The organism is Actinomyces oris (assembly GCF_001553935.1).
Classification (GTDB): Bacteria; Actinomycetota; Actinomycetes; order Actinomycetales; family Actinomycetaceae; genus Actinomyces; species Actinomyces oris_A.
Map to the genome: position 1 here is coordinate 1,324,653 of NZ_CP014232.1, position 19,105 is coordinate 1,343,757.

Annotated in this window: 12 protein-coding genes; 5 read left to right on the forward strand and 7 right to left on the reverse strand. The window is 70.6% G+C overall.

The window, feature by feature from the left end:
* Positions 1-110 precede the first annotated feature (110 nt).
* The 4 genes from AXE84_RS05520 to AXE84_RS05535 all read left to right on the forward strand — a co-directional run bounded on the left by AXE84_RS05520 (position 111) and on the right by AXE84_RS05535 (position 5,613).
* Positions 111-3,791, forward strand: a complete 3,681-nt coding sequence (locus AXE84_RS05520; protein WP_060957142.1) for a DEAD/DEAH box helicase — start codon at positions 111-113, stop codon at positions 3,789-3,791.
* A gap of 516 nt (positions 3,792-4,307) precedes the next feature.
* The gene (locus AXE84_RS05525) at positions 4,308-4,559 is read left to right on the forward strand and encodes a DUF4244 domain-containing protein (RefSeq protein ID WP_010615468.1); all 252 of its coding nucleotides are present in this window, start codon (positions 4,308-4,310) and stop codon (positions 4,557-4,559) included.
* 200 nt (positions 4,560-4,759) lie between these two features.
* The gene (locus AXE84_RS05530; protein WP_060957143.1) at positions 4,760-5,074 is read left to right on the forward strand and encodes a TadE family type IV pilus minor pilin; all 315 of its coding nucleotides are present in this window, start codon (positions 4,760-4,762) and stop codon (positions 5,072-5,074) included.
* Positions 5,075-5,295: 221 nt separating this feature from the next.
* Positions 5,296-5,613 carry an Rv3654c family TadE-like protein gene (locus tag AXE84_RS05535; RefSeq protein WP_060958173.1) on the forward strand — a complete coding sequence of 106 codons (318 nt, stop codon included), beginning with the start codon at positions 5,296-5,298 and terminating at the stop codon, positions 5,611-5,613.
* A gap of 190 nt (positions 5,614-5,803) precedes the next feature.
* Here AXE84_RS05535 and AXE84_RS05540 read toward each other — a convergent pair whose 3' ends face one another.
* The 7 genes from AXE84_RS05540 to AXE84_RS05570 all read right to left on the reverse strand — a co-directional run bounded on the left by AXE84_RS05540 (position 5,804) and on the right by AXE84_RS05570 (position 17,361).
* Positions 5,804-8,008: an ABC transporter ATP-binding protein gene (locus tag AXE84_RS05540; protein ID WP_081093087.1), complete on the reverse strand. Its 2,205-nt coding sequence runs from the start codon at positions 8,006-8,008 to the stop codon at positions 5,804-5,806.
* Entirely contained in the window at positions 8,005-9,738 is a 1,734-nt protein-coding gene (locus AXE84_RS05545; protein WP_060957144.1) for an ABC transporter ATP-binding protein, read from the reverse strand. Before AXE84_RS05545 ends, AXE84_RS05540 begins: the two co-directional genes overlap by 4 nt.
* Before the next feature lie 197 nt (positions 9,739-9,935).
* Positions 9,936-12,860, reverse strand: coding sequence for a DEAD/DEAH box helicase (locus AXE84_RS05550; protein WP_060957145.1), 2,925 nt, complete (start codon positions 12,858-12,860; stop codon positions 9,936-9,938).
* Between the two features lie 261 nt (positions 12,861-13,121).
* Positions 13,122-13,961: a zinc transporter gene (locus AXE84_RS05555; protein ID WP_420480486.1), complete on the reverse strand. Its 840-nt coding sequence runs from the start codon at positions 13,959-13,961 to the stop codon at positions 13,122-13,124.
* Complete coding sequence (locus AXE84_RS05560) at positions 13,958-14,596, reverse strand: DUF6318 family protein (RefSeq protein WP_081093182.1); 639 nt, start codon at positions 14,594-14,596, stop codon at positions 13,958-13,960. The genes AXE84_RS05555 and AXE84_RS05560 overlap by 4 nt, the downstream gene beginning before the upstream one ends.
* Positions 14,597-15,130: 534 nt before the next feature.
* Complete coding sequence (locus AXE84_RS05565; protein ID WP_060957147.1) at positions 15,131-16,912, reverse strand: M20/M25/M40 family metallo-hydrolase; 1,782 nt, start codon at positions 16,910-16,912, stop codon at positions 15,131-15,133.
* 140 nt (positions 16,913-17,052) lie between these two features.
* Positions 17,053-17,361: a hypothetical protein gene (locus AXE84_RS05570; RefSeq protein ID WP_060957148.1), complete on the reverse strand. Its 309-nt coding sequence runs from the start codon at positions 17,359-17,361 to the stop codon at positions 17,053-17,055.
* A gap of 510 nt (positions 17,362-17,871) precedes the next feature.
* Here AXE84_RS05570 and AXE84_RS05575 point away from each other — a divergent pair.
* Complete coding sequence (locus AXE84_RS05575) at positions 17,872-18,750, forward strand: endonuclease domain-containing protein (RefSeq protein WP_236750210.1); 879 nt, start codon at positions 17,872-17,874, stop codon at positions 18,748-18,750.
* The last annotated feature ends 355 nt before the right edge of the window (positions 18,751-19,105 follow it).

The window sequence follows — 19,105 nt, forward strand, 5'->3', positions numbered from 1 at the left end:
CTCACCTCCCCCACGTGACCGGGTGCGAGACCGGTGTCGTTCGCGCCCAGCGTGCGATCAGCGGCCGGATGACGTCCGAAGCTGTCGTACCCCGCGTCTAACCTGGGGACATGGCTCGCGCGATTCGGCATGACGACTGGCCGGTGGAGCTCACTGATGACCAGATCATCAGTCGGGTCGGCCACCGGGCCTTTGAGCGCGGCCTGGACTACGCGCGCAAGGGGCGGGTGCGGGGTATCAGTGTCGCCGGGGACGGGGACATCATCAGCGCCCAGTCCAAGGGCTCGGGCGCGCACACCTACCAGACCATGGTCTTCCGCAAGCAGGGCGCCCGCAGCGCCCCGGCGTCCTGGGCCGGCACCTGCTCGTGCCCGGTGGGCAGCGACTGCAAGCACACGGCCGCCCTGCTCATCGCCGCGCGCACCCTGGCGCAGGCCGAGCCCGACGCCGCCGCCCCCTCCGGCGGGCCCGCCCCCTGGGAGAGCCGGCTGACCGACCTGCTGCAGGTCGAGCGGGCCCCGCGCCGTCGGATGGCCCTGGAGATCATCGACGACCCCGGCGACATGTGGGGCACCCCCGCCGGCCTGTCCATGCTGCCCCTCATCGAGGGCAAACGTGGCTGGAACCGGCAGGGCGCCGCCTGGACCCAGATCGTCTCCGGGGGCCTGGATGACGACGTCGACCCCACCGTCATGGGCGTCCTGCGCGAGCTGGCTGGCATGGCCGGCGGCTACGGCTTCTACTACGCCGACGACCGCCTGTCCCTGACGACCGCGCCCGCCCGCGTCTGGGACGTGCTGCGCCGCGGGGTGGCGGCCGGTCTGACCCTCACCACCGCCCAGCGCCACGGCATGCCCGTCTACCTCTCCGAGGGGCTGCGCGGCGGCATCCACCTCACCCGGGAGGACGACGGCGGTATCGCCATCACCCCCGCCCTGGAGATCGACGACGTCGAGGAGCTGCGCCGCCTGCAGGTCCCCGGACTGCGCCTGAGCTTCTCCCTCATGCCGATCGGCGACCCGGTCCACGGCTACTACACGTGGATGCCCGGGCGCGAGCTGCTCCTCATGCCGCTCGAGCCGCGCCCCACCGAGGCCCTCTCCCGGGTGCTGCAGGGCGACGGCGAGGCCATCACCATCCCGGCCGGGGACGTCGAGCGCTTCGAGACCGAGCATCTGGAGGCCCTCACCCGGGCGCTGCCGGTCCTGTCCGCCGACACCTCCATCCGCATGCCGCGGCCCACGACGCTGCGCGCCGCGCTCGCGGTCAACGTTGATACCGCCGAGCACCACCTGAGCACCGAGTGGTCCATCCGCTACGTCGGCGAGGATGGCGAGGTCCGGAGCAGTCACGCCCTGCCCGACCTGTCCGCGGCGGCCGAGGGGCACATAGAGGGCGGGACCGCCGGCCGGGACATTGACGGGGAGACCCGCCTGGCCCGCGAGGTCCTCAACCACCTCCTGCCCCTGGCCGGCCGGCACCCGGCCCTCTGGCAGCCCCTGGACCTGCGCGGCATGGCCACGGCCCGTTTCATGACAGAGACGCTGCCGGTCCTGCGCGAGCTGGAGGCCTTCGACATCGAGGTCGACGACGACGTCCCCGACTACCGCGAGGCCGACGCCGCCCCCGTCATCACCACCAGCGTCAGCGACGACGAGGACCGACCCGACTGGTTCTCCCTGTCCGTGCGCGTCCACGTGGGCGAAGAGGAGATCCCTCTGGCGCTGCTCATGGCGGCCGTGGCCGGCGGGGAGCCTGAGGTGCTCCTGGAGTCGGGCACCTGGGTGAGCATCGACCGCCCGGAGATCGAGGCCCTGGCCCGCCTCATGGAGGAGGGCCGCGAGCTGGCCGACCCGCAGGCACAGGGTGAGCTGCGGGTCAGTGCCCTGCACGCTGGCTACTACGAGGTCCTGGAGTCACTCGGCGTCATCGAGCGGGCCACGGCTCGCTGGAAGGAGCGGGTCGGGCGGCTGCTGGAGCGGGCGCGCGCCGCCGAGGCCGCGGCCGAGCCCTCCGGTGGACGGTCCGTCGGAGGTGACGACGCGGGCGGCGCCGGTGAGAGGGCCGGTGAAGGGGCCGGCGAGGCGGCCGTGCCCGCGGGGATGCGGGCGACGCTGCGCCCCTACCAGCTCGAGGGCTACCGGTGGCTGGACTTCCTGCGCCAGGCGGGTCTCGGCGGGGTCCTGGCCGACGACATGGGACTGGGTAAGACCGTCCAGGTGCTCGCCGCCGTCCAGCGCCTCATCGAGCAGCGCGAGGAGGCCCAAGGGAGCGAGCCGGCCGGCTCCGGCGGCCCCGGTGAGCCGGAGGGGACCGGGCCGGTGCTCGTCATCGCGCCGACCTCCGTCGTCGGCTCCTGGGTGGAGCAGGCCGAGCGCTTCTGCCCGGGGCTGCGGGTGCGGGCCGTGAGGCGGACGGCCGCCAAGCGAGAGGAGACGTTGGCGCAGATCGTGGAGGGAAGCGACGTCGTCGTCACCTCCTACACGATCGCGCGCCTGTGCGAGGAGGAGTTCATCGCCCAGGACTGGGCCTGGGTGGTGTGTGACGAGGCCCAGTTCGTCAAGAACCACACCTCGGCTACCTACAAGGCGGTGCGGCGGCTGCGATCGCCGTCGACCATCGCGATCACGGGCACGCCGCTGGAGAACTCGCTCATGGACCTGTGGGCGCTCATGAGCATCGCGGCGCCGGGGCTACTGCCCGACCCGGAGCGCTTCGGGCAGGTCTACCGCAAGCCGATCGACCGCGGGGACACCGAGGCGCTGGGGCGGCTGCGGCGCAGGATGCGGCCCTTCCTGCTGCGGCGCACCAAGGAGCAGGTGGCCGCGGACCTGCCCGCCAAGACCGAGCAGGTCCTGTCCGTCGAGCTCGGCGCCAAGCACCGCAAGGCCTACGACCAGCGCCTGGCCCGCGAGCGGCAGCGGATCCTCGGACTGCTGGAGGAGGACACCGCCCAGTCGCGCTTCATCGCGCTCAAGGCGCTGACCACCCTGCGGCAGATGGCGCTCGACCCGGCGCTCGTCGACGGCGAGGACGGGATGGAGCCTGAGGCCGCCGAGAGCGCGGGTGGCGGGGAGGCCGGCGAGGCCGGCAAGGCCACCGGCGGGACGGGAGGTTCCGGCAGGAAGACGGCCCGCGGCGCGAAAGCCGCGAGGGGCAGGGCTGCTGGCGCCCCCGCAACGGGCCGTAGGGGACCGGGGAGGCGGCCGAGCCCGTCGGCCAAGGTCGAGGTGCTGGTCGAGCACTTGGGGCCGATCCTCTCCGAGGGGCACCGCGCCCTCGTCTTCTCCCAGTTCACGCGCTACCTCTCCGGTGTGCGCGAGCACCTGGAGGCCACCGGTGTGCGAACCGCCTACATGGACGGCTCCACCCCCGACCGGCAGAAGGTCATCGACGCCTTCCGGGCCGGCGAGGCCGACGTCTTCCTCATCTCCCTCAAGGCCGGCGGCTTCGGGCTCACGCTCACCGAGGCCGACTACGTCTTCCTGCTGGACCCGTGGTGGAACCCGCAGGCCGAGGAGCAGGCCGTCGACCGCACCCACCGGATCGGCCAGGACAAGCCGGTCATGGTCTACCGGCTCGTTTCGGCCGACACCATCGAGGAGAAGGTCATGGCCCTCAAGGAGAAGAAGGCCGAGCTCTTCGCCCGGGTCGTCGAGGGGGCCGGGGAGGCTGAGGCCGGCGGTGAGGGTGCTGGTGCCGCCGGTGGTGCGGCTGCTGCGGCGGGCTCGGGCGGACTCAGCCCGGCGGCCCTGACCGCCGCCGAGATCCGCGAGCTCATCGAGGGCTGAGGCGCTCGACGTCGTCGGGCGCCGCCGTGGGCCGGCCGTCCCCACAGTCCTGCACTGGGGCCCGGCCCGGTTGCGCCCGGGTGGGGGCCTTCTGCGCGGCTGGGGACATTTTCTTTCGGCCGGGGACATGCTGCGCGTGTGGGGACGGGATTGCTGTCCCCGACGGCGTCGAATGCCCCCGCCCGGAACGACACGCACCCGGACGCGCGGAATGTCCCCGACGGGGAGTGATGGGGTGGGGCCGGGGCAGTCTGCGGCTATTCCCCTACTCCCTTCTGCCTCCTTCTGTGCCAGCTGGCCATCGCGTCACGGGCGCCTGCAGCGGACCCATCCACGCCGATCGGCCAGGGTTCAGGCGGTCCCCGATGCCACAGAGCCGGGACTGCAGGTGGTCTCCACAGGGCTGACAAGCCCCTGAGCGCGGCGGCTCGGGGCGGCCCGATGCTGGTGGGGCGGGCACGGCGCCCGCTGGGGAGCGGCGGTGTGCTGGTCCCCACCGACCAGAGGAGAACCACCATGAGGAGACCCACCCGGACCACCTTGCGTACCCTGCGCACCAGCGTGATGCTGGCCCGCCCGAGTGACGCCTCAACGCTGCCGGCGCTCCTGCGGCGCTTGACGAGCAAGGAGGAGGGCATGGCCACCGCTGAGTACGCCATCGGCACCTTGGCGGCCGCGGCCTTCGCCGGCCTGCTGCTGGCGCTCATGCGCTCGGGCAGCCTGAGCGGGGCGTTGCAGTCCATCATCGAGTCGGCGCTCTCGGTGTGATGTGCGCCGTCATCGCAGCAGGTGGGCGCGCTCGCCCCCGAGTGGCCCGGGCACCCGGCGGTGGCCGACGTCGCCGCCCGGGTCCCGCTTCCCGCCGGCCCTCCAGCCGCGCGGAACCGCATCCCTCACCTGGTCGCCGGCCCCGTCGAGGCCGCTGGGGCGGTGACCAGGGCGGGTGCACCACAGGAGGAGAGGAGGGGATGGTGACGGCTGAGACGGCGTTGTCACTGCCCGCCGTCATCCTCGTCCTGCTGATGGTTCTGGCGGCGGTCAGCGCCGGAGTCACTCAGCTGCGGGTGGCCGATGCCGCCCGCACGGCCGCCCGTCAGGCCGCCATCGGCCAGGAGGACTACGCCGGCGCCGCCCAGCGCGTGGCCGGAGGGGTGAGCCTCGGCGTCGAGCAGGGCGAGCTCACCTGCGTCACCGTCGCCCGACCCGTCCCCGGCCCCCTGGGCGGCCTGGGCCTGACGGCCCGGGCCCGCGCCTGCACCTACACCGAGCCGAGCAGCCCATGAATCGCCATGGAGACCGGAGCCGACAGATGGCCCATGCTCCGGATCCGCTGGCCTTCCCCGCCGTGGCTTCCACCGCGCTCGCGACCTCCAGCCGGGAGGCCGGCCGGCCGTTCTGCCGCCCAGCTGGACGATCGGCGCAGCAACCGGCCGCCCGGGGCGCCAAAGGAAACAGCCCCGGGTGGGACGAGCGTGGCTCGGGGACTGTCTACGCGCTCGGCGTCATCGCCGTACTGCTGGCCGCGGCAGTCGGCATCGCGGGCCTCATCCAGGCCCAGAGCGCCGCCGGTCGGGCCAGGGCCGCCGCTGACCTCGCGGCCATCTCCGGTGCCACGGTCCTGTCCTCGGTCGTTGCCCCCGGCGACCCCTGCGCCATGGCGCAGCGCGTGGCTGCCGCCAATGGCGCCTCGGTGAGCGCCTGCTCCGTGGCCGGTGAGGACGTCACCGTCAGCGTCGTCGTCCCGACGACGATCCTCGGCCGACCCCGCCAGGCCACCGCCCAGGCCCGCGCCGGCCCTGTCGACGCCCCGCCTAAGCCGTGAACCGGCCCAAACCCGGGTGTGCACACGGTGCGCCCGGGCGCCTGAGGCGTCGAGGACGCACGTCAGCCTTCGACGACGCCTGTCACGGGTACAGTCCGCGAGGCCTACCGTGCATCCTCGAGGGTGGGGACCGGCGAGAACCGGCCTCCACTCGGGCCGGCGCCGCCGGACATCGGGGGCAGCCCGGGCCTCAGTCCTCGACGGCGACGGTGGCGCCGCCCGCGAACTGGGCCGCGTGGAGGCGCGCGTAGGCACCGCCCGCCGCGATGAGCTCATCGTGGCTGCCCTGCTCGACGATGTCGCCGTGCTCCATCACCAGGATGGTGTCGGCGTCGCGGATCGTGGACAGGCGGTGAGCGATGATGAAGCTCGTGCGGCCCTCGCGCAGCGCGTTCATCGCCTGCTGGACCAGCAGCTCGGTGCGGGTGTCCACCGAGCTGGTGGCCTCATCGAGGATGAGCACGGCCGGGTTGGCCACGAAGGCCCGCGCGATCGTGAGCAGCTGGCGCTCGCCGGCGGAGATGTTCGCGGCGTCCTCCTCCAGAACCGTGTCGTAGCCCTGCGGCAGGGCCTTGATGATGTGGTCGACGAAGCACGCCCTCGCGGCGGCCTCGACCTCCCCATCACTGGCCCCGGGCCGCCCGTAGCGGATGTTCTCGCGGATCGTGCCGGCGAACAGCCACGGGTCCTGCAGGACCATGCCGGTGCGGCGACGCACGTCGTGGCGCGTCATGGTGGCGATGTCGCGCCCGTCGATGAGGATGCGTCCCCCGTCGAGCTCGTAGAAGCGCATGAGCAGGTTGACCAGGGTGGTCTTGCCCGCTCCCGTGGGCCCCACGATCGCGACCGTGTGCCCGGGGTCCACCCGCAGCGACAGGTCCCGGATGAGCTCGACCTCCGGGCTGTAGGAGAAGCGCACGTGCTCCATCTCGATGACGCCCGGGCCCGCCGGGCTCTTCGGCGAAGCCGCCGCGGCGCTGGGGCCGGTCCCCGCGGCCCGGCCGGCATCCGTGGCCTCCCCGGCGGCATCGGTGGACGCGGTGCCCGCGGCGCCAGCAGTACCTGCGGCACCAGCGCTTCCCGGTGCGACGTCGTCGGGACGCTCCTCCTCGGCGTCGAGCAGCTCGAAGATCCGCTCGGCGCTCGCGGTCCCGGACTGCACGGCCGTGGCCATGCCGCCGAGCTGGCCCAGGGGCTGGGAGAACTGCTGGGAGTACTGGATGAAGGCCTGCACATCGCCCAGGCGCAGCGACCCGGAGGCGACCATGGCGCCGCCGACCACCGCGATGGCCACATAGTTGATGTTCCCGATGACCAGCATGATCGGCATCATGATCCCGGAGAGGAACTGCGCGCGCAGCGAGGCCCGGAGCAGCTCCTCGTTCTCGGCTGCGAAGGCCTCGCGCACCGAGGCCGTGCGCCCGTAGACCTGCACCAGGGCGTGCCCGGAGAAGGACTCCTCCACCCGGGTGTTGATCTTGCCGGTGCGCGCCCACTGGTGGGTGAAGGCCTTCTGCGAGCGCGGTCCGATCACCCCGAAGACCACGCCCATGAGCGGGAACATGATGAGCGCCACCAGCGCCAGCTTCCAGGAGATGGAGAACATCATCCCCAGCACGCCCACCACCGTGAGGATCGCGGTCAGGGCGCCGGACAGGGACTGCTGGAGGGTGTTGGTGATGTTGTCGACGTCGTTGGTCAGGCGGCTGAGCAGCTCGCCGCGCTGGACGGTGTCGAAGTAGCTCAGCGGCAGGCGGTGGACCTTGTCCTCCACCTGGGCGCGTAGCCGGTAGAGGGCCTTGATGGTGATGCGGTTGATGAGCCAGCCCTGAAGCCAGTTGAGCAGGCCCGAACCCACGTACAGGCCCAGCACCACCGTCAGGATCCGGCCCAGGCGGGCGTAGTCGATGCCTGCGCCGGGAATGACATCCATCGCCGAGAGCATCGTGGCGAAGTCATCCATCCCCCGCGCCCGCAGGGCCTCGATGGCCTGGGCCTTGGTGGTGCCGGCCGGCAGCATCGTGGAGACCACGCCCTCGAAGATGACGTTGGTGGCCTGCCCCAGCACCTTGGGGGCCGCCACGGCCAGCGCCACCGTGCCCACCGCGGCCAGGGCCACGACCACCAGGGAGACCCGGTAGGCGCCCAGCAGGCCGACCATCCGCTTGAAGGAGGGCCAGAAGGCCTCGGCCTTGCCCGGAGGCGGACCGTCGTGCCAGTCGCCCGAGGCGGCCTGCGCCTCAGCGGCCAGCTTGAGGTCCTCCTCGCTGAGCTCATCGGGGCCGACGATGGCGCTCGCGGCGGTCCGCGCACCGCTCCCGGCCTTCTTGCGGGTGTCTCTGTCGGCGTTCCTGCCGGCCTTCTTGCCCATGGGGCTGCTCGCGTTCCTGCTCATGCTGCGGCCTCCGCTCCGAGCTGGGAGGTGACGATCTCGCGGTAGACGGCGCAGGTGGCCAGCAGCTCAGTGTGCGTGCCGCTACCCACCAGGTGGCCGCCGTCCAGGACGAGGATCTGGTCGGCCTCGACGATCGTGGAGACGCGCTGGGCTACGATCACCTTCGTGATGCCGGCCGTCGCCGGCCCCATGGCCTCGCGTAGCCGCGCGTCGGTGGACACGTCCAGGGCGGAGAAGGAGTCGTCGAAGATGAGGATGTCGGGCCGGCGCACCAGGGCCCGGGCGATGGCCAGGCGCTGACGCTGACCGCCAGAGACATTCGTGCCGCCCTGGGCTATGGGCGCCTCAAGGCCCCCGTCCATCTTGGAGACGAAGTCTTTGGCCTGGGCGACTTCCAGGGCCTGCCACAGCTCGTCGTCGGTGGCCTCCTCGCGCCCCAGGCGCAGGTTGGAGGCCACGGTCCCGGCGAACAGGAAGGGCTGCTGAGGCACGAGCCCCATCTGCGACCACAGCGCCTCGGGGTCGGCCTCACGAACGTCGGTGCCGCCGATGAGCACCTGCCCGCTGCTGGCCTGAAGCAACCGGGCCAGCAGCCGCACCACCGTGGACTTGCCCGACGCCGTCGAGCCGACGATCGCCGTCGTCGTCCCGGGCTGGACCGTGAAGCTCACCTCCGCCAGGACGCGGGCGTCGGCGTCGGGGTAGACGAAGGTGACGTCACGCATCTCAACCGTTCCGGGGGCCGGGAAGGTGTCGACGGCGTCGGGGGAGGAGGTGATGGTCGGCGACGTCGCCAGCACCTCGCTGATGCGCTCGGCGCACACGGCGGCGCGCGGGATCATGATCGTCATGAAGCTAGCCATGACGATGCCCATGAGGATCTGCATGAGGTATGACATGAAGGCGATGAGGGTGCCGACCTCCACGTCGCCGTCGCCGACCCGGTGGCCGCCGAACCAGATGACGCCAACGATCGTCACGTCCAGCACCAGCATCACCAGCGGGAACAGCAGGACGAAGAGCTGACCCACGCGCTCGCCGACCCGCGCGATGTCGCCGTTGGCGTCCTCGAAGCGCTCGGTCTCGGCCTGCTCGCGCACGAAGGCGCGGATGACTCGGATACCGGTGAGCTGCTCGCGCATCACCCGGTTGATGGCGTCGAGCTTGTCCTGGTAGGAGCGGAACAGGGGCAGCATGCGGCCCACGATGAGGCCCACCGCGACCAGCAGGACCGGCACCGACACCCCGATGAGCCACGACAGACCCGGGGCGCGCGTGACCGCCATGACGATGCCGCCCACCGCCATGAACGGCGCCGTCACCAGCATCGTGGCGCTCATCATCACCAGCATCTGGACCTGCTGGACGTCGTTGGTGTTGCGGGTGATGAGCGAGCCCGCCCCGAAGGCGGAGATCTCCCGCTCGGAGAAGCCGCTGACCCGATCGAAGACCTCGCCGCGCAGGTCCCGGCCCATGCTCATCGCCGCGCGCGCCGCCAGGTAGGTCGCCGCGACCGAGCACACGCCCTGGGCCAGGCTCACCCCCAGCATGAACGCGCCCATTCGCCAGATATATCCGGAGTCCCCGGTGGCCACACCTTTGTCGATGATGTCGGCGTTGAGGGTGGGCAGGTACAGGGAGGCCATCACCTCAGCGAACTGAAGCACCAGGACGCACACCAGCAACCCGGTATAGGGGCGCAGGTGCGTGCGCAGTAATCGAAGGAGCATGCTGGGAACGTATCAGCCTCACGGTGCGTGAGGGCGAGCATCTCATGAATATGAGGGAGAGCGTCTTATGAATGTTGGTTCATGCCCGCGTAGGGGGCGGGCTCACGTCGCGTCAGGTCCGGCGGCTGGATTGACCGTGTCGGATGACTTCGCCGCCGCTCCTGCGAGGTGCGACTCGCCAAGCAGCAGGTCGAAGCTCAGTTGCCTCTGGTCACTGGGGTCGAGGGGGCGTCCACGTCGTCCGTTCTGGACAGGTCTCGGTGAGCGGGGTCGGCGGTTGAGGCGCTCTGGGGTGCCGCATCAATCAGGAGCCGCAGCAGGACGGCGGCCCCGGCCTTGTCCAGGGGCTCGTTGTTGTTGCCGCACTTGGGCGACTGCACGCAGGAGGGGCAGCCGCTCGCGCAGCCGCAGCCCTCGATGACGGCCAGCGTCGCCTCCAGCCAGTCGCGCCCGGCCCGGTAGCCGCGTTCGGAGAAGCCCGCCCCGCCGGCGTGCCCATCGTGGACGAAGACCGTGGGCGCCCCCGTCTGCGGGTGCATCGCCGTTGACAGCCCGCCGATGTCCCAGCGGTCGCAGGTGGCCAGCAGCGGCAGCATCCCGATGCTCGCGTGCTCGGCCGCGTGCAGGGCCCCGGGCAGGTCGGTGGGCTCCAGGCCCGCCGCCTCGCAGACCTCCTGGGGGATCGTCCACCACACGGCCGCGGTGGGCAGCACGTGCTCGTCCATCTCCAGGGCGTGCTGTGAGACGACCTCGCCGCCCGGCAGCGCCATCCGCTGGTAGCCGGTCACCTGACTGGTGACCTCCACCGAGCCGAAGGACCAGGTGATGGCGGCTGCGCCCGTGGGCTCGGGGGCGTCACCGGGGGATGAGCCGGCCCGCCCGCTGCCGGCCGGACCGGGGCCGGTACTGGCTGGAATGGAACTTCCGCTGGGACCGCCGCCGGGACCGGCCGGCTCTTCCGGCTCGCGCGCCGATGGCTCACGGCTATCGCCCGGCGTCGTCTGACCCGACCGGCCCCAGACCTGCTGCTCGCGCTCGGCGATGATGCGCACGCTCGAGCGCGACCGGGCCCGCGTGCGGTAGCCGACCGCCGCCTTCTGCCGCACGAGGGCGACGTCGTCGGCCAGCTCCTCGACCACGTAGACGCGCCCCTGGTGGACGTAGACCGCGCCCTCGTGGACGGTGGAGTCGGCGGCCGCGCCGTCCACCGTGCCGATGACGACGCCCGTGTCGGCCTCCACCACCGGCACCTCGGGCGGGCCGTCGCCGCGCAGGGAGGTCAGGTCCTGGGGCCGCCCGGGCAGGTTGACGTTCCAGAACCAGCCTGTGGGCCGACGCCGCAGCGCGCCCCGCCCCTCCAGCTCGCGCAGCAGGGCGTCGTCGGACAGGCCGAACAGGGCCAGGTCCGAGGCCCGCAGGGGAGCCTCGGAGGCGGCGGCACACAGGTGGGGCGCGAGCACGTAGGGGTTGGCCGGGTCGAAGACCGTGGCCTCGGGGGCGGCGAAGACCGCCTCGGGGTGGTGCACGAGGTAGGCGTCCAGTGGGTTGTCGGAGGCGATGAGGACGGCCAGGCCGCGGGTGCCGGCGCGCCCGGCCCGGCCCGCCTGCTGACCCAGCGAGACGCGCGTGCCCGGCCAGCCGGCGATGAGGACCGCGTCCAGCCCGGTGACGTCGATGCCCAGCTCCAGGGCGTTGGTGGTGGCCAGGGCCCGCAGCCGGCCCGAGCGCAGGTCGGTCTCCAGAGCCCGGCGCTCCTCGGGCAGGTAGCCGCCGCGGTAAGCCGACACCGTGCCGACGAGCTCGGGCAGCGAGAGCCCCAGCGTGTGGCGGGCCCGCTCGGCCACGACCTCCGCCGAGCGACGCGAGCGCACGAACACCAGCGCCCGGGCGCCCACGCTCAGCAGGTCCACGAGCAGCTCGGCGGCCTCGACGACGGCGCTGCGCCGCGCCGAGGGATCCTCGCTAGGGTCGCCCGAGTCCGGTTCGGCGCTGCCGGGTGGGGTATCGCCGCTCGTGACCGGAGGCCGGCGGTGGGTGGTGGAGGCGATGGCGTCGGTGCCGGCCCTCGGCGGCGCCTCTGTTCCCGACACGTGCTGCGGGGACGGCGTGACGTTGGGGGCGGGGAGGCTTTCGCCGTCGGCGCTCGCGGGCCGGGGTGCGTCGGGGCTCAGGGAGCCCGAGGGCGCCGGACCGCCCTCGCCGGGAGCCGGCAGCACCCAGGGGTCGCGCAGGGCCGGCTGCCACAGGGCCAGGGTGCGCTCCCCGGCGGGTGCGGCGTCGTCGGTGACGGCCACGACGTCGTCGGGCTCGACGCCGATGAGGCGGGCCGCGGTGAGGGCCGGCTCGGCCGCCGTCGCCGAGGCGCACAAGACGACCGGCTGCGGGCCGCGCGGGCGCAGGCGCGCCACGAGCCGCAGGAGGCGACGCAGCACGAGGGCGACGTGCGCGCCCAGGATCCCGCGGTAGGCGTGGCACTCGTCGATGACGATGTAGCGCAGGCCCCGCAGGAGGCGGCTCCAACGCTCGTGGCCCGGCAGCAGGGAGAAGTGGAGGAAGTCGGGGTTAGTCAGGACGACGTCGGCGTGGGCGCGCACCCAGTCGCGCTCGGGCAGGGGAGTGTCGCCGTCGCAGGTACCGGCGCGCACCGTGCGCAGGGAGCCCGCGGGCGTGCCGGCCTCGCGCTGGACGGCCTCGAGCTCGCCGACGAGCCGGGCTAGGGCAGCGGCCTGGTCGGCGGCGAGCGCCTTGGTGGGGGAGAGGTAGAGGGTGGTGGGGCGCCGGGTGTGGGCGGAGATGCGTGAGCCGGCACCGGGGGACTGGGCGGCTAGGACGTCGGAGAGCGCCGGCAGCCAGGCGGCCAGGGACTTGCCCGAACCGGTGCCGGTCGCCAGGACCGTGTGGCGGCCGGTGTGGGCGGAGTGCGCGGCGGCGACCTGGTGCGTCCAGGGGCGCTCGACGCCCAGGCGGCGGTAGGCGGCCACGAGGTCGGGGTCCGCCCAGTCGGGCCAGTCGGCGTGACGGCCAGGGCGGGCCGGGGTGCGCTGGAGGTGGACGAGCCGGCCGTCGCGCCCACCGATGGACTCCAGGAGCCCGGTGAGGTCGCGTGCGGTCCCGTCTGCCATGGGAAACAGTGTGCACCACCGGTGGATGGCGGCGTCTGACTGGTCTCCGGCGGTGGGTTGTGGGGTCTTGGTGTCACGGATGGCGACTTTTAGGTCGTCCGTCGGCTGGCGTGCCTGGGCCTGTAGGGCTCTGGCCTGCGCATATGCGCCAGGGTGCGGTGGTTGTCGGGCTGGGATGCGTCTAAAAGTCGCCGTTGGTGACACCGCGTTCGCTGAGCGAGCCGGCGGCCTGCGGTGCGGCTGCGTGTGTTGGGGTGGGGGTCAGTGGCCTTGGGCTTCTTCGGCGTCGTCGGTGAGGTAGGTGACGATGCGGACCAGGTCGTAGGGGGTGGAGGTCTCGGTGGTGGTGATGGTGCCCTCGATGGGTCGCCACTGGTCCTCGCCTTGGGGGCGGTACCTGGTCGTCCAGGTCGTGGTCAGAGTGGTGGTGACGCCGGTGGCGGTGTGCTGGTAATGGTGGGTCACCGTTTGGTGGGGGTAGGGGGCGCCGGGGTCGGTGGTGGTTGTGGTGGTGCCGTCTCCCCAGCCCCAGGTGTAGGAGGTGGGGGTGAACTCCACCTCGATGGAGGTGCCCAGGATGGTGGTGGTCTGGTAGCGCACGGCGGGGTTGGTGTAGACGATGAAGGCCTTGGAGATGATGACCTTGGGGCCTGGGGGCTGGCGGGTGATGCCCGAGCCCGAGGCGATCAGGGTGGCGGCCTGGCGGGTGGTGACCGTGACCGTACGGCCACCACCGGCGGTGGTGGGTTGGTCGGGCTGGCCGGGGCGGTTGAGGGTGGCCAGGTTGCACTTGTACTTGTCCAGCCCGTAGGCGTCCTTCTCCGGCGAGCACTCCCGATGCGACTGCTCCTCCCACATCGACGGATCCGAGGCCCTCACAGACGGACGCTCCTGAGACGCAGGCTCACCAGAATCCGACGCGCTCTCTTGAGGGATGGTCTCAGTCACCTCCCCATAGGTTTCCACTCCTGCGTCCGTATTTCCAGCAGTTACATTAGATTCAACAGTGGTGGAGCCCGAACTTGCGTTTCCGGCATTTTGTATCGGAAGTATGAGTGGAGCGACAAGGGTGATTAAGGCAATGGGGTGCAGTGTCATCATTTGGCCACCTCAACCCCGCCAACCAACCATCCACCATCAACATACCTGACGCCAAAGTTGAGACTTCTCCCTTTGTCTGGAGCGGATGTCTTGGCCGACCCTCCATCTCCGGGATGAGAAGTCATGGCGCCATAATCTACAACAACCGCCACGCGATTGTAGTCACGCCCCTCTAGTTTTTCGTAGTATGTCACGTTGGCGACATTCTGCTCCCATTTGTCAATCCATCCTCCGGTAGTGTGCAGGCTGGTGGCCCTGTTGATGGCTGATTGGCAGAATTTGCATTGATCTTCGCTCATCTTTGCTAGTTCGGTGGTGTTGCCGGTCATGAAGGCGTAGCGGTAGAGGTTGAGGAAGTAGCCGACGCTGGCTGCTGCGCCCTCGGCGCTCTCCTCGTTCAGCTGCGGGGGCTTGGCCGGGGCAGGTTCGGCCAGGGCGGCGTCGCGCTTGGCGCGCAGCTCAGGAGTCAGAGCCGCTTCCCGCGAGGCAGTCGCCGAGGCGTTGGCATCCGCGATGCCCTTCTCCGCCCGGGCAATAGCCGCCGACGCACTGGCACTGGCGCTCGCACTGGCCTCCGCCTTGGCGTCCCTCACCGAGCAGGCCGCCACCCCCAGCGCCAGCACACACACCGCCACCAACCCGGCCACACCCCTCCGGTGTCCGAAACGAGCTCCGGGTCGGGGTCTGTGTGCTACCAATAGGTCTCCGCTCGACCGCCCTGGACAATTTGCCGGAGCCTGCTGCTCCGCGTGCCCGCCGATGCCGTCGAGGTTCAGCTCGGCCTGACGGTGGTGCGCGGTGGAGCGTTGCGTTGGTGGGGTTGAACGGCCAGGACCGGGAACTGGACGCCGCACACCCGAGGGCTTGGGAAATCGTAGGGACGCACTCATCACGGAAGCCTCCTCGCCGCCGAAACAACTCCATACCCCGCCCGGCCGGGCGACACTGCCCGTCCAAGCGGTGTATTGACACTACCCGCACCAACACCCTCGCACCAGCCCCCTGAGGCCCCCTGTGGAAAACCCTGGAAGGAGACTCGCCCAGTCCCGTTACTGGCGGCCGGGACCGTGATTCACTCCGTGTATCAACAGGCCGGGGCCTCGGACCGCTCGCCAGGAGTGGTCCGAGGCCACAAAGCCGTCCGCGTAGTGCCGCCTTTCTGCGCCGCTCTACACCGTCGTGGCCACCTGGCCAGCAACGGGGGTGCCGCTGGGAGCGGCCCCGGATGTGGTACCGGCACCCCTGGCGGTGCGCCGGGAACCGGCCTGCAGGAGCACGAGCACCAGCGGCGCCACCGGCACGATCGCGAAGAACACGGTCACCCACACCGCGCCCAGGCTGAGCATCTCGTGGATGAGCAGGACCGCGGGGGCGAGGATCACCACGATGATGAAGGCCGCCAGCGCCCCGACCACCGGCCGCACCCGCCTTGGCGCCAGCGCGGTCAGCGCCAGGGCGAGCGTGGGAAGGACCAGGACGTAGGCAGCGCCGGGCAACAGCACCATGAGCGGCACGCAGGCCGCTGCCAGCAGGAGCAGCGCCGCGGCGAGGGTCTCCTGCCCGAGCCCCTCCTTCCAGCGCCGCACCACGAAGTGCGCCGTGAGCCCGGCCCCGATCAGGGCCCCGCCGGCGAACATCCACACCAGCAGCGGGTTCGGCCCGAGTCCGCTCTCCGGCGCCCACTTCATCGCCATGGCCCCGCGCTGCACCAGCCCCGCGGCGGCAGAGGCGAACGCGGCCCGCCACGTCAGGCCCCAGACGCTCCCCAGGACCCGCTTCCAGCGCAGCGACTGTGCCCGCACCGCAACGACGCCGAGCGCGGCGATGACGGCCAGGCACCCCAGCCCCGTCCCGACCGCGGCCGGGTAGCGCACCGTCAGCCCCCGCCACAGCTGGAAGAAGTGAAGGTCGCCGTCGGCCGTGAGCGTGGGGGCCTGCCCGTCGAAGGCCCAGGCCCGCGCGAGGTCCAGGACCTGGTCGCCGTAGTGCTGGAGGGTCGAGTGGTCGACGTAGCGTGGGGCGTCGGTGGGGTGGTGGTAGTGCTCGGCGTCCCCAATCGCCGCGATGTTGAGCACCGTGAAACCCTCGGGGATGAACGCCGCCATGTCAGTGGTGTTGGGCATGCGCGCGTACAGCGAGGGGAGGAGCGAGCCGGCTACGGGCTGCTTCACGTGGCTGAGGAAGTAGCCGGCGACGGCGCTGTTGTTCGAGGAGGTCTCGAACATGAGCGCCGGACCGCTCGTGCCGCGCGCCTCGAGGTTGAGGACCAGGTCGACGTTCTTGTAGTCGGCGCGGTGGTGGCGCATCTCGTTGCGGGCGCCGACAAGGCCGACTTCCTCGCCGTCGGTGATGACGATCTTCAGCGAGTTCTCCGGTTGGCGCCCCTCGGCCTTGATAGCCCGGAGCGTCTCGACGATGGCGGCCACGCCGTAGCCGTCGTCGGAAGCCCCGTAGGAGTTCCCTGGAACCTTGCGTACTACCCCGTCTTCGTCCTCCTCGACCGTGGACGAGTCGTAGTGGGCCATGAGCGCCATGGTGCGCTCGGACTTCCCCGGTACGTCGACGACGATCGTCTCAGCCGGCGCGTCTTTGATCTCCGTCTGCAGTTCTGCGGGGAGCGTCTCCAAGTTCTCCTTGTCCTCCGGGTTAGTGAGGTCGAATAGCGGGTCGGAGTGCACTGTGGGGGTGTAGCCGAGGTCGGTGAACATGCCGATGACGTCGTCGCGTGCCCGGTCGTGCGCCTCGCGGCGCAGGACACTGTGGGGCTCGTCGGCGAGGCGGTTGATGGCGGCCATGGCGCGCTCGGCGGAGAACGTGGTCGGGTCGGCGGTGGTCGGTGTGGGGGAGGGCAGGATGAGGACGCTCAGGCCTGCCACCAGCCCCAGCAGGGCGGCGATCGGGGCCAGTAGGCGCCGGGTGAGACCGGGCGCGGAGAAACGGCGAACAGTCATGGTGTCAGCTTTCCGGACGTGAATCGGTGGTGAACGGGGGAGGAGGGGCGGCGTCGCCTTCACGCCTGTGGCTCACCGGCGGTGAGGATGGGGCCCGGGATGCGGCGTGGGGAGCGAAGGCGACGCCAGGCGTGGCCGGCTCAGGCCTTGGGCCAGGCGACGACCAGGCAGACGGCGATGAGGGCGACAGTCAGCGCCACCTGCGTCCAGCCGAGCCAAGCCCGGCGACGCGGCAGGCTTGGCAGATCCGGCCACAGCGTGATGCCCCGGACGATCCCGTACGGGCCGGGCAGCAACACCGCCGCCAGGATCCAGGTGGGCACGTGCGCCCAGGGCCCCGAGACCGGGTGGGAGATGTGGGTCTGACCTGCTGCGACGGAGGTCGGGAACGGTGGAAGGGAGAGGTATCCGTGCTCATGGAACCAGGCTGTCGGAGCGTGATCGTCCATACGATCCAGCCACCTGGTCGGTCGATGTCTGGTCAGCCCGACAACACCGTGACGGTCCACGAGAAGGACGGGGTGGCGGGGTGAGGTGGGGTGTCCCGTCCGGGTCCGGGTGAGCGCGGGTAACGGTGATGCCGGCGAACGGCCTCCCGTGTGGTTCCGGGCGTGCTGAGGACCCTGGAGTGATGGGGAGTGTCCACATCGGATACAAAGGCGGCAACGAGTACTGAGCGCGTCGGACAGAACCGCATGATTCCGTGGTTCGTATCGCTGGGTGAAACGTTGTTGGGCTCCTTTGTGTCCGATTTGGACACCATGCCCTTGGCTACTGGGGCGTGAAGTCTCTGGTTGTTGTGTCTCGGGACATGGGTGACAGTTCTGTGTCACGGCATCGGTGACACTTCGATGGGTCCTGGAGGCCACAGGCTGACGGATGCTCCAGTTGACCACAGAGTGACGGCGGCCGGGTTGCGTCCACTCCACAGACGGGCGGCAATGAGTTCCGTGAACACCATGGACGCTGAGCTGCTCGCCGCGGTGCGTGGCTGCTACGGAGCGGTTCGCATGCGGGACCTTGACCTGTCTCGCACCCAGCGCCGTCACATCGCCTCGCTGGTGAGGACCGGTGAGCTCATCGCCTATGAGCATGGGGTTGTCGGTATCCCGGGTGCTGAGCGCGCCGTTGTTCTGGCGCGCATTCATGGAGGGCTCCTCACCTGCCAGGCCGCTATGCGCTACTACGGGCTGCCCGTAGCCCATGGGGCCGAGCAGGTTCACCTCGTGGTTTCGGATAGCGGACGATTCGCAGCCGTGGGACGTGAGGTTATCCATGTCGATCGGAGCCAGGGCTCAGCATCTCCGACTCGTTTCCCCGTACAGGCACTTCCTGAGGCTCTGGCGCGTTTTCTGCGCTGTCACCTCCAGGACGACTCCCCACTCATCGCTCTCGATGCGGCACTTCATGATGAGCGCGTCACTGCCGAGCAGATTCGCAATCTGCTTCGTGGCCCTGGCTCGGCTCGGGCGCTCGCACGACTCGATCGCGCCAGTGACCGGGCCCGTTCCCCGTTGGAGACGCTGGCGCGTTTGGACCTTGAGGCTGCGGGTTTGGGCTTCGAGGTCGGAGTGGAGATCGAGGGGGTTGGTGAGGTGGACCTGGTGGTCGAGGGATGGGTGGTCGTAGAACTGGACGGCTACACCTACCACTGCGACGAGTACCAGTTCGCTCTCGACCGATGGCGCGACCGCCGGCTTGTTGCCCGTGGCTTCCTGCCGCTGCGCTTCACGAGGAAGGATGTCTACGCGCATCAGGTCGTTCCGGACGTGCTGAAGGCCGTGGAGTGCTGGGAAGTGTTCAAATCTGCCACAAAGGCTGCTGTGAGTCTCGGATAGAAAATACAGAACCGCGCAATTCTGCGGTTCCTGCTGCTCAGTGAACGGCGCCTGAACCTCTTTGTGGCAGATCTGGACACAGAGCCCCTCAAGGAGGTCATCGGCTGCTCTGGTGACGGCTCCTCAGTGAGAGTGACGGGGCGTCCAGGGTGATGATGTTGGAGTGAATCCCCAGTAGGTCAGATGACGTCAGTATCGATAGTCATGACAGGTCAATCGGGTTGTCCGGGGAGCGGTCTCGTGCTGGGTCGAGGTCCACGCTCCTGGCCTCATCCCAACACGCCGGGCAGGAGTGATCTGGGCCTCATATGTGCGCTCCGGGCGGTCCTGCTGGCTTGTGTTCCAGCTTTGACGG

Coding starts and splice junctions, on each gene's coding strand:
- AXE84_RS05545 (WP_060957144.1), bottom strand. CDS start 9,738: ATGCTCCTTCGATTACTGCGCACGCACCTGCGCCCCTATACCGGGTTG.
- AXE84_RS05520 (WP_060957142.1), top strand. CDS start 111: ATGGCTCGCGCGATTCGGCATGACGACTGGCCGGTGGAGCTCACTGAT.
- AXE84_RS05530 (WP_060957143.1), top strand. CDS start 4,760: ATGGTGACGGCTGAGACGGCGTTGTCACTGCCCGCCGTCATCCTCGTC.
- AXE84_RS05540 (WP_081093087.1), bottom strand. CDS start 8,008: ATGAGCAGGAACGCGAGCAGCCCCATGGGCAAGAAGGCCGGCAGGAAC.
- AXE84_RS05575 (WP_236750210.1), top strand. CDS start 17,872: ATGGACGCTGAGCTGCTCGCCGCGGTGCGTGGCTGCTACGGAGCGGTT.
- AXE84_RS05555 (WP_420480486.1), bottom strand. CDS start 13,961: ATGATGACACTGCACCCCATTGCCTTAATCACCCTTGTCGCTCCACTC.
- AXE84_RS05550 (WP_060957145.1), bottom strand. CDS start 12,860: ATGGCAGACGGGACCGCACGCGACCTCACCGGGCTCCTGGAGTCCATC.
- AXE84_RS05525 (WP_010615468.1), top strand. CDS start 4,308: ATGAGGAGACCCACCCGGACCACCTTGCGTACCCTGCGCACCAGCGTG.
- AXE84_RS05565 (WP_060957147.1), bottom strand. CDS start 16,912: ATGACTGTTCGCCGTTTCTCCGCGCCCGGTCTCACCCGGCGCCTACTG.
- AXE84_RS05570 (WP_060957148.1), bottom strand. CDS start 17,361: ATGGACGATCACGCTCCGACAGCCTGGTTCCATGAGCACGGATACCTC.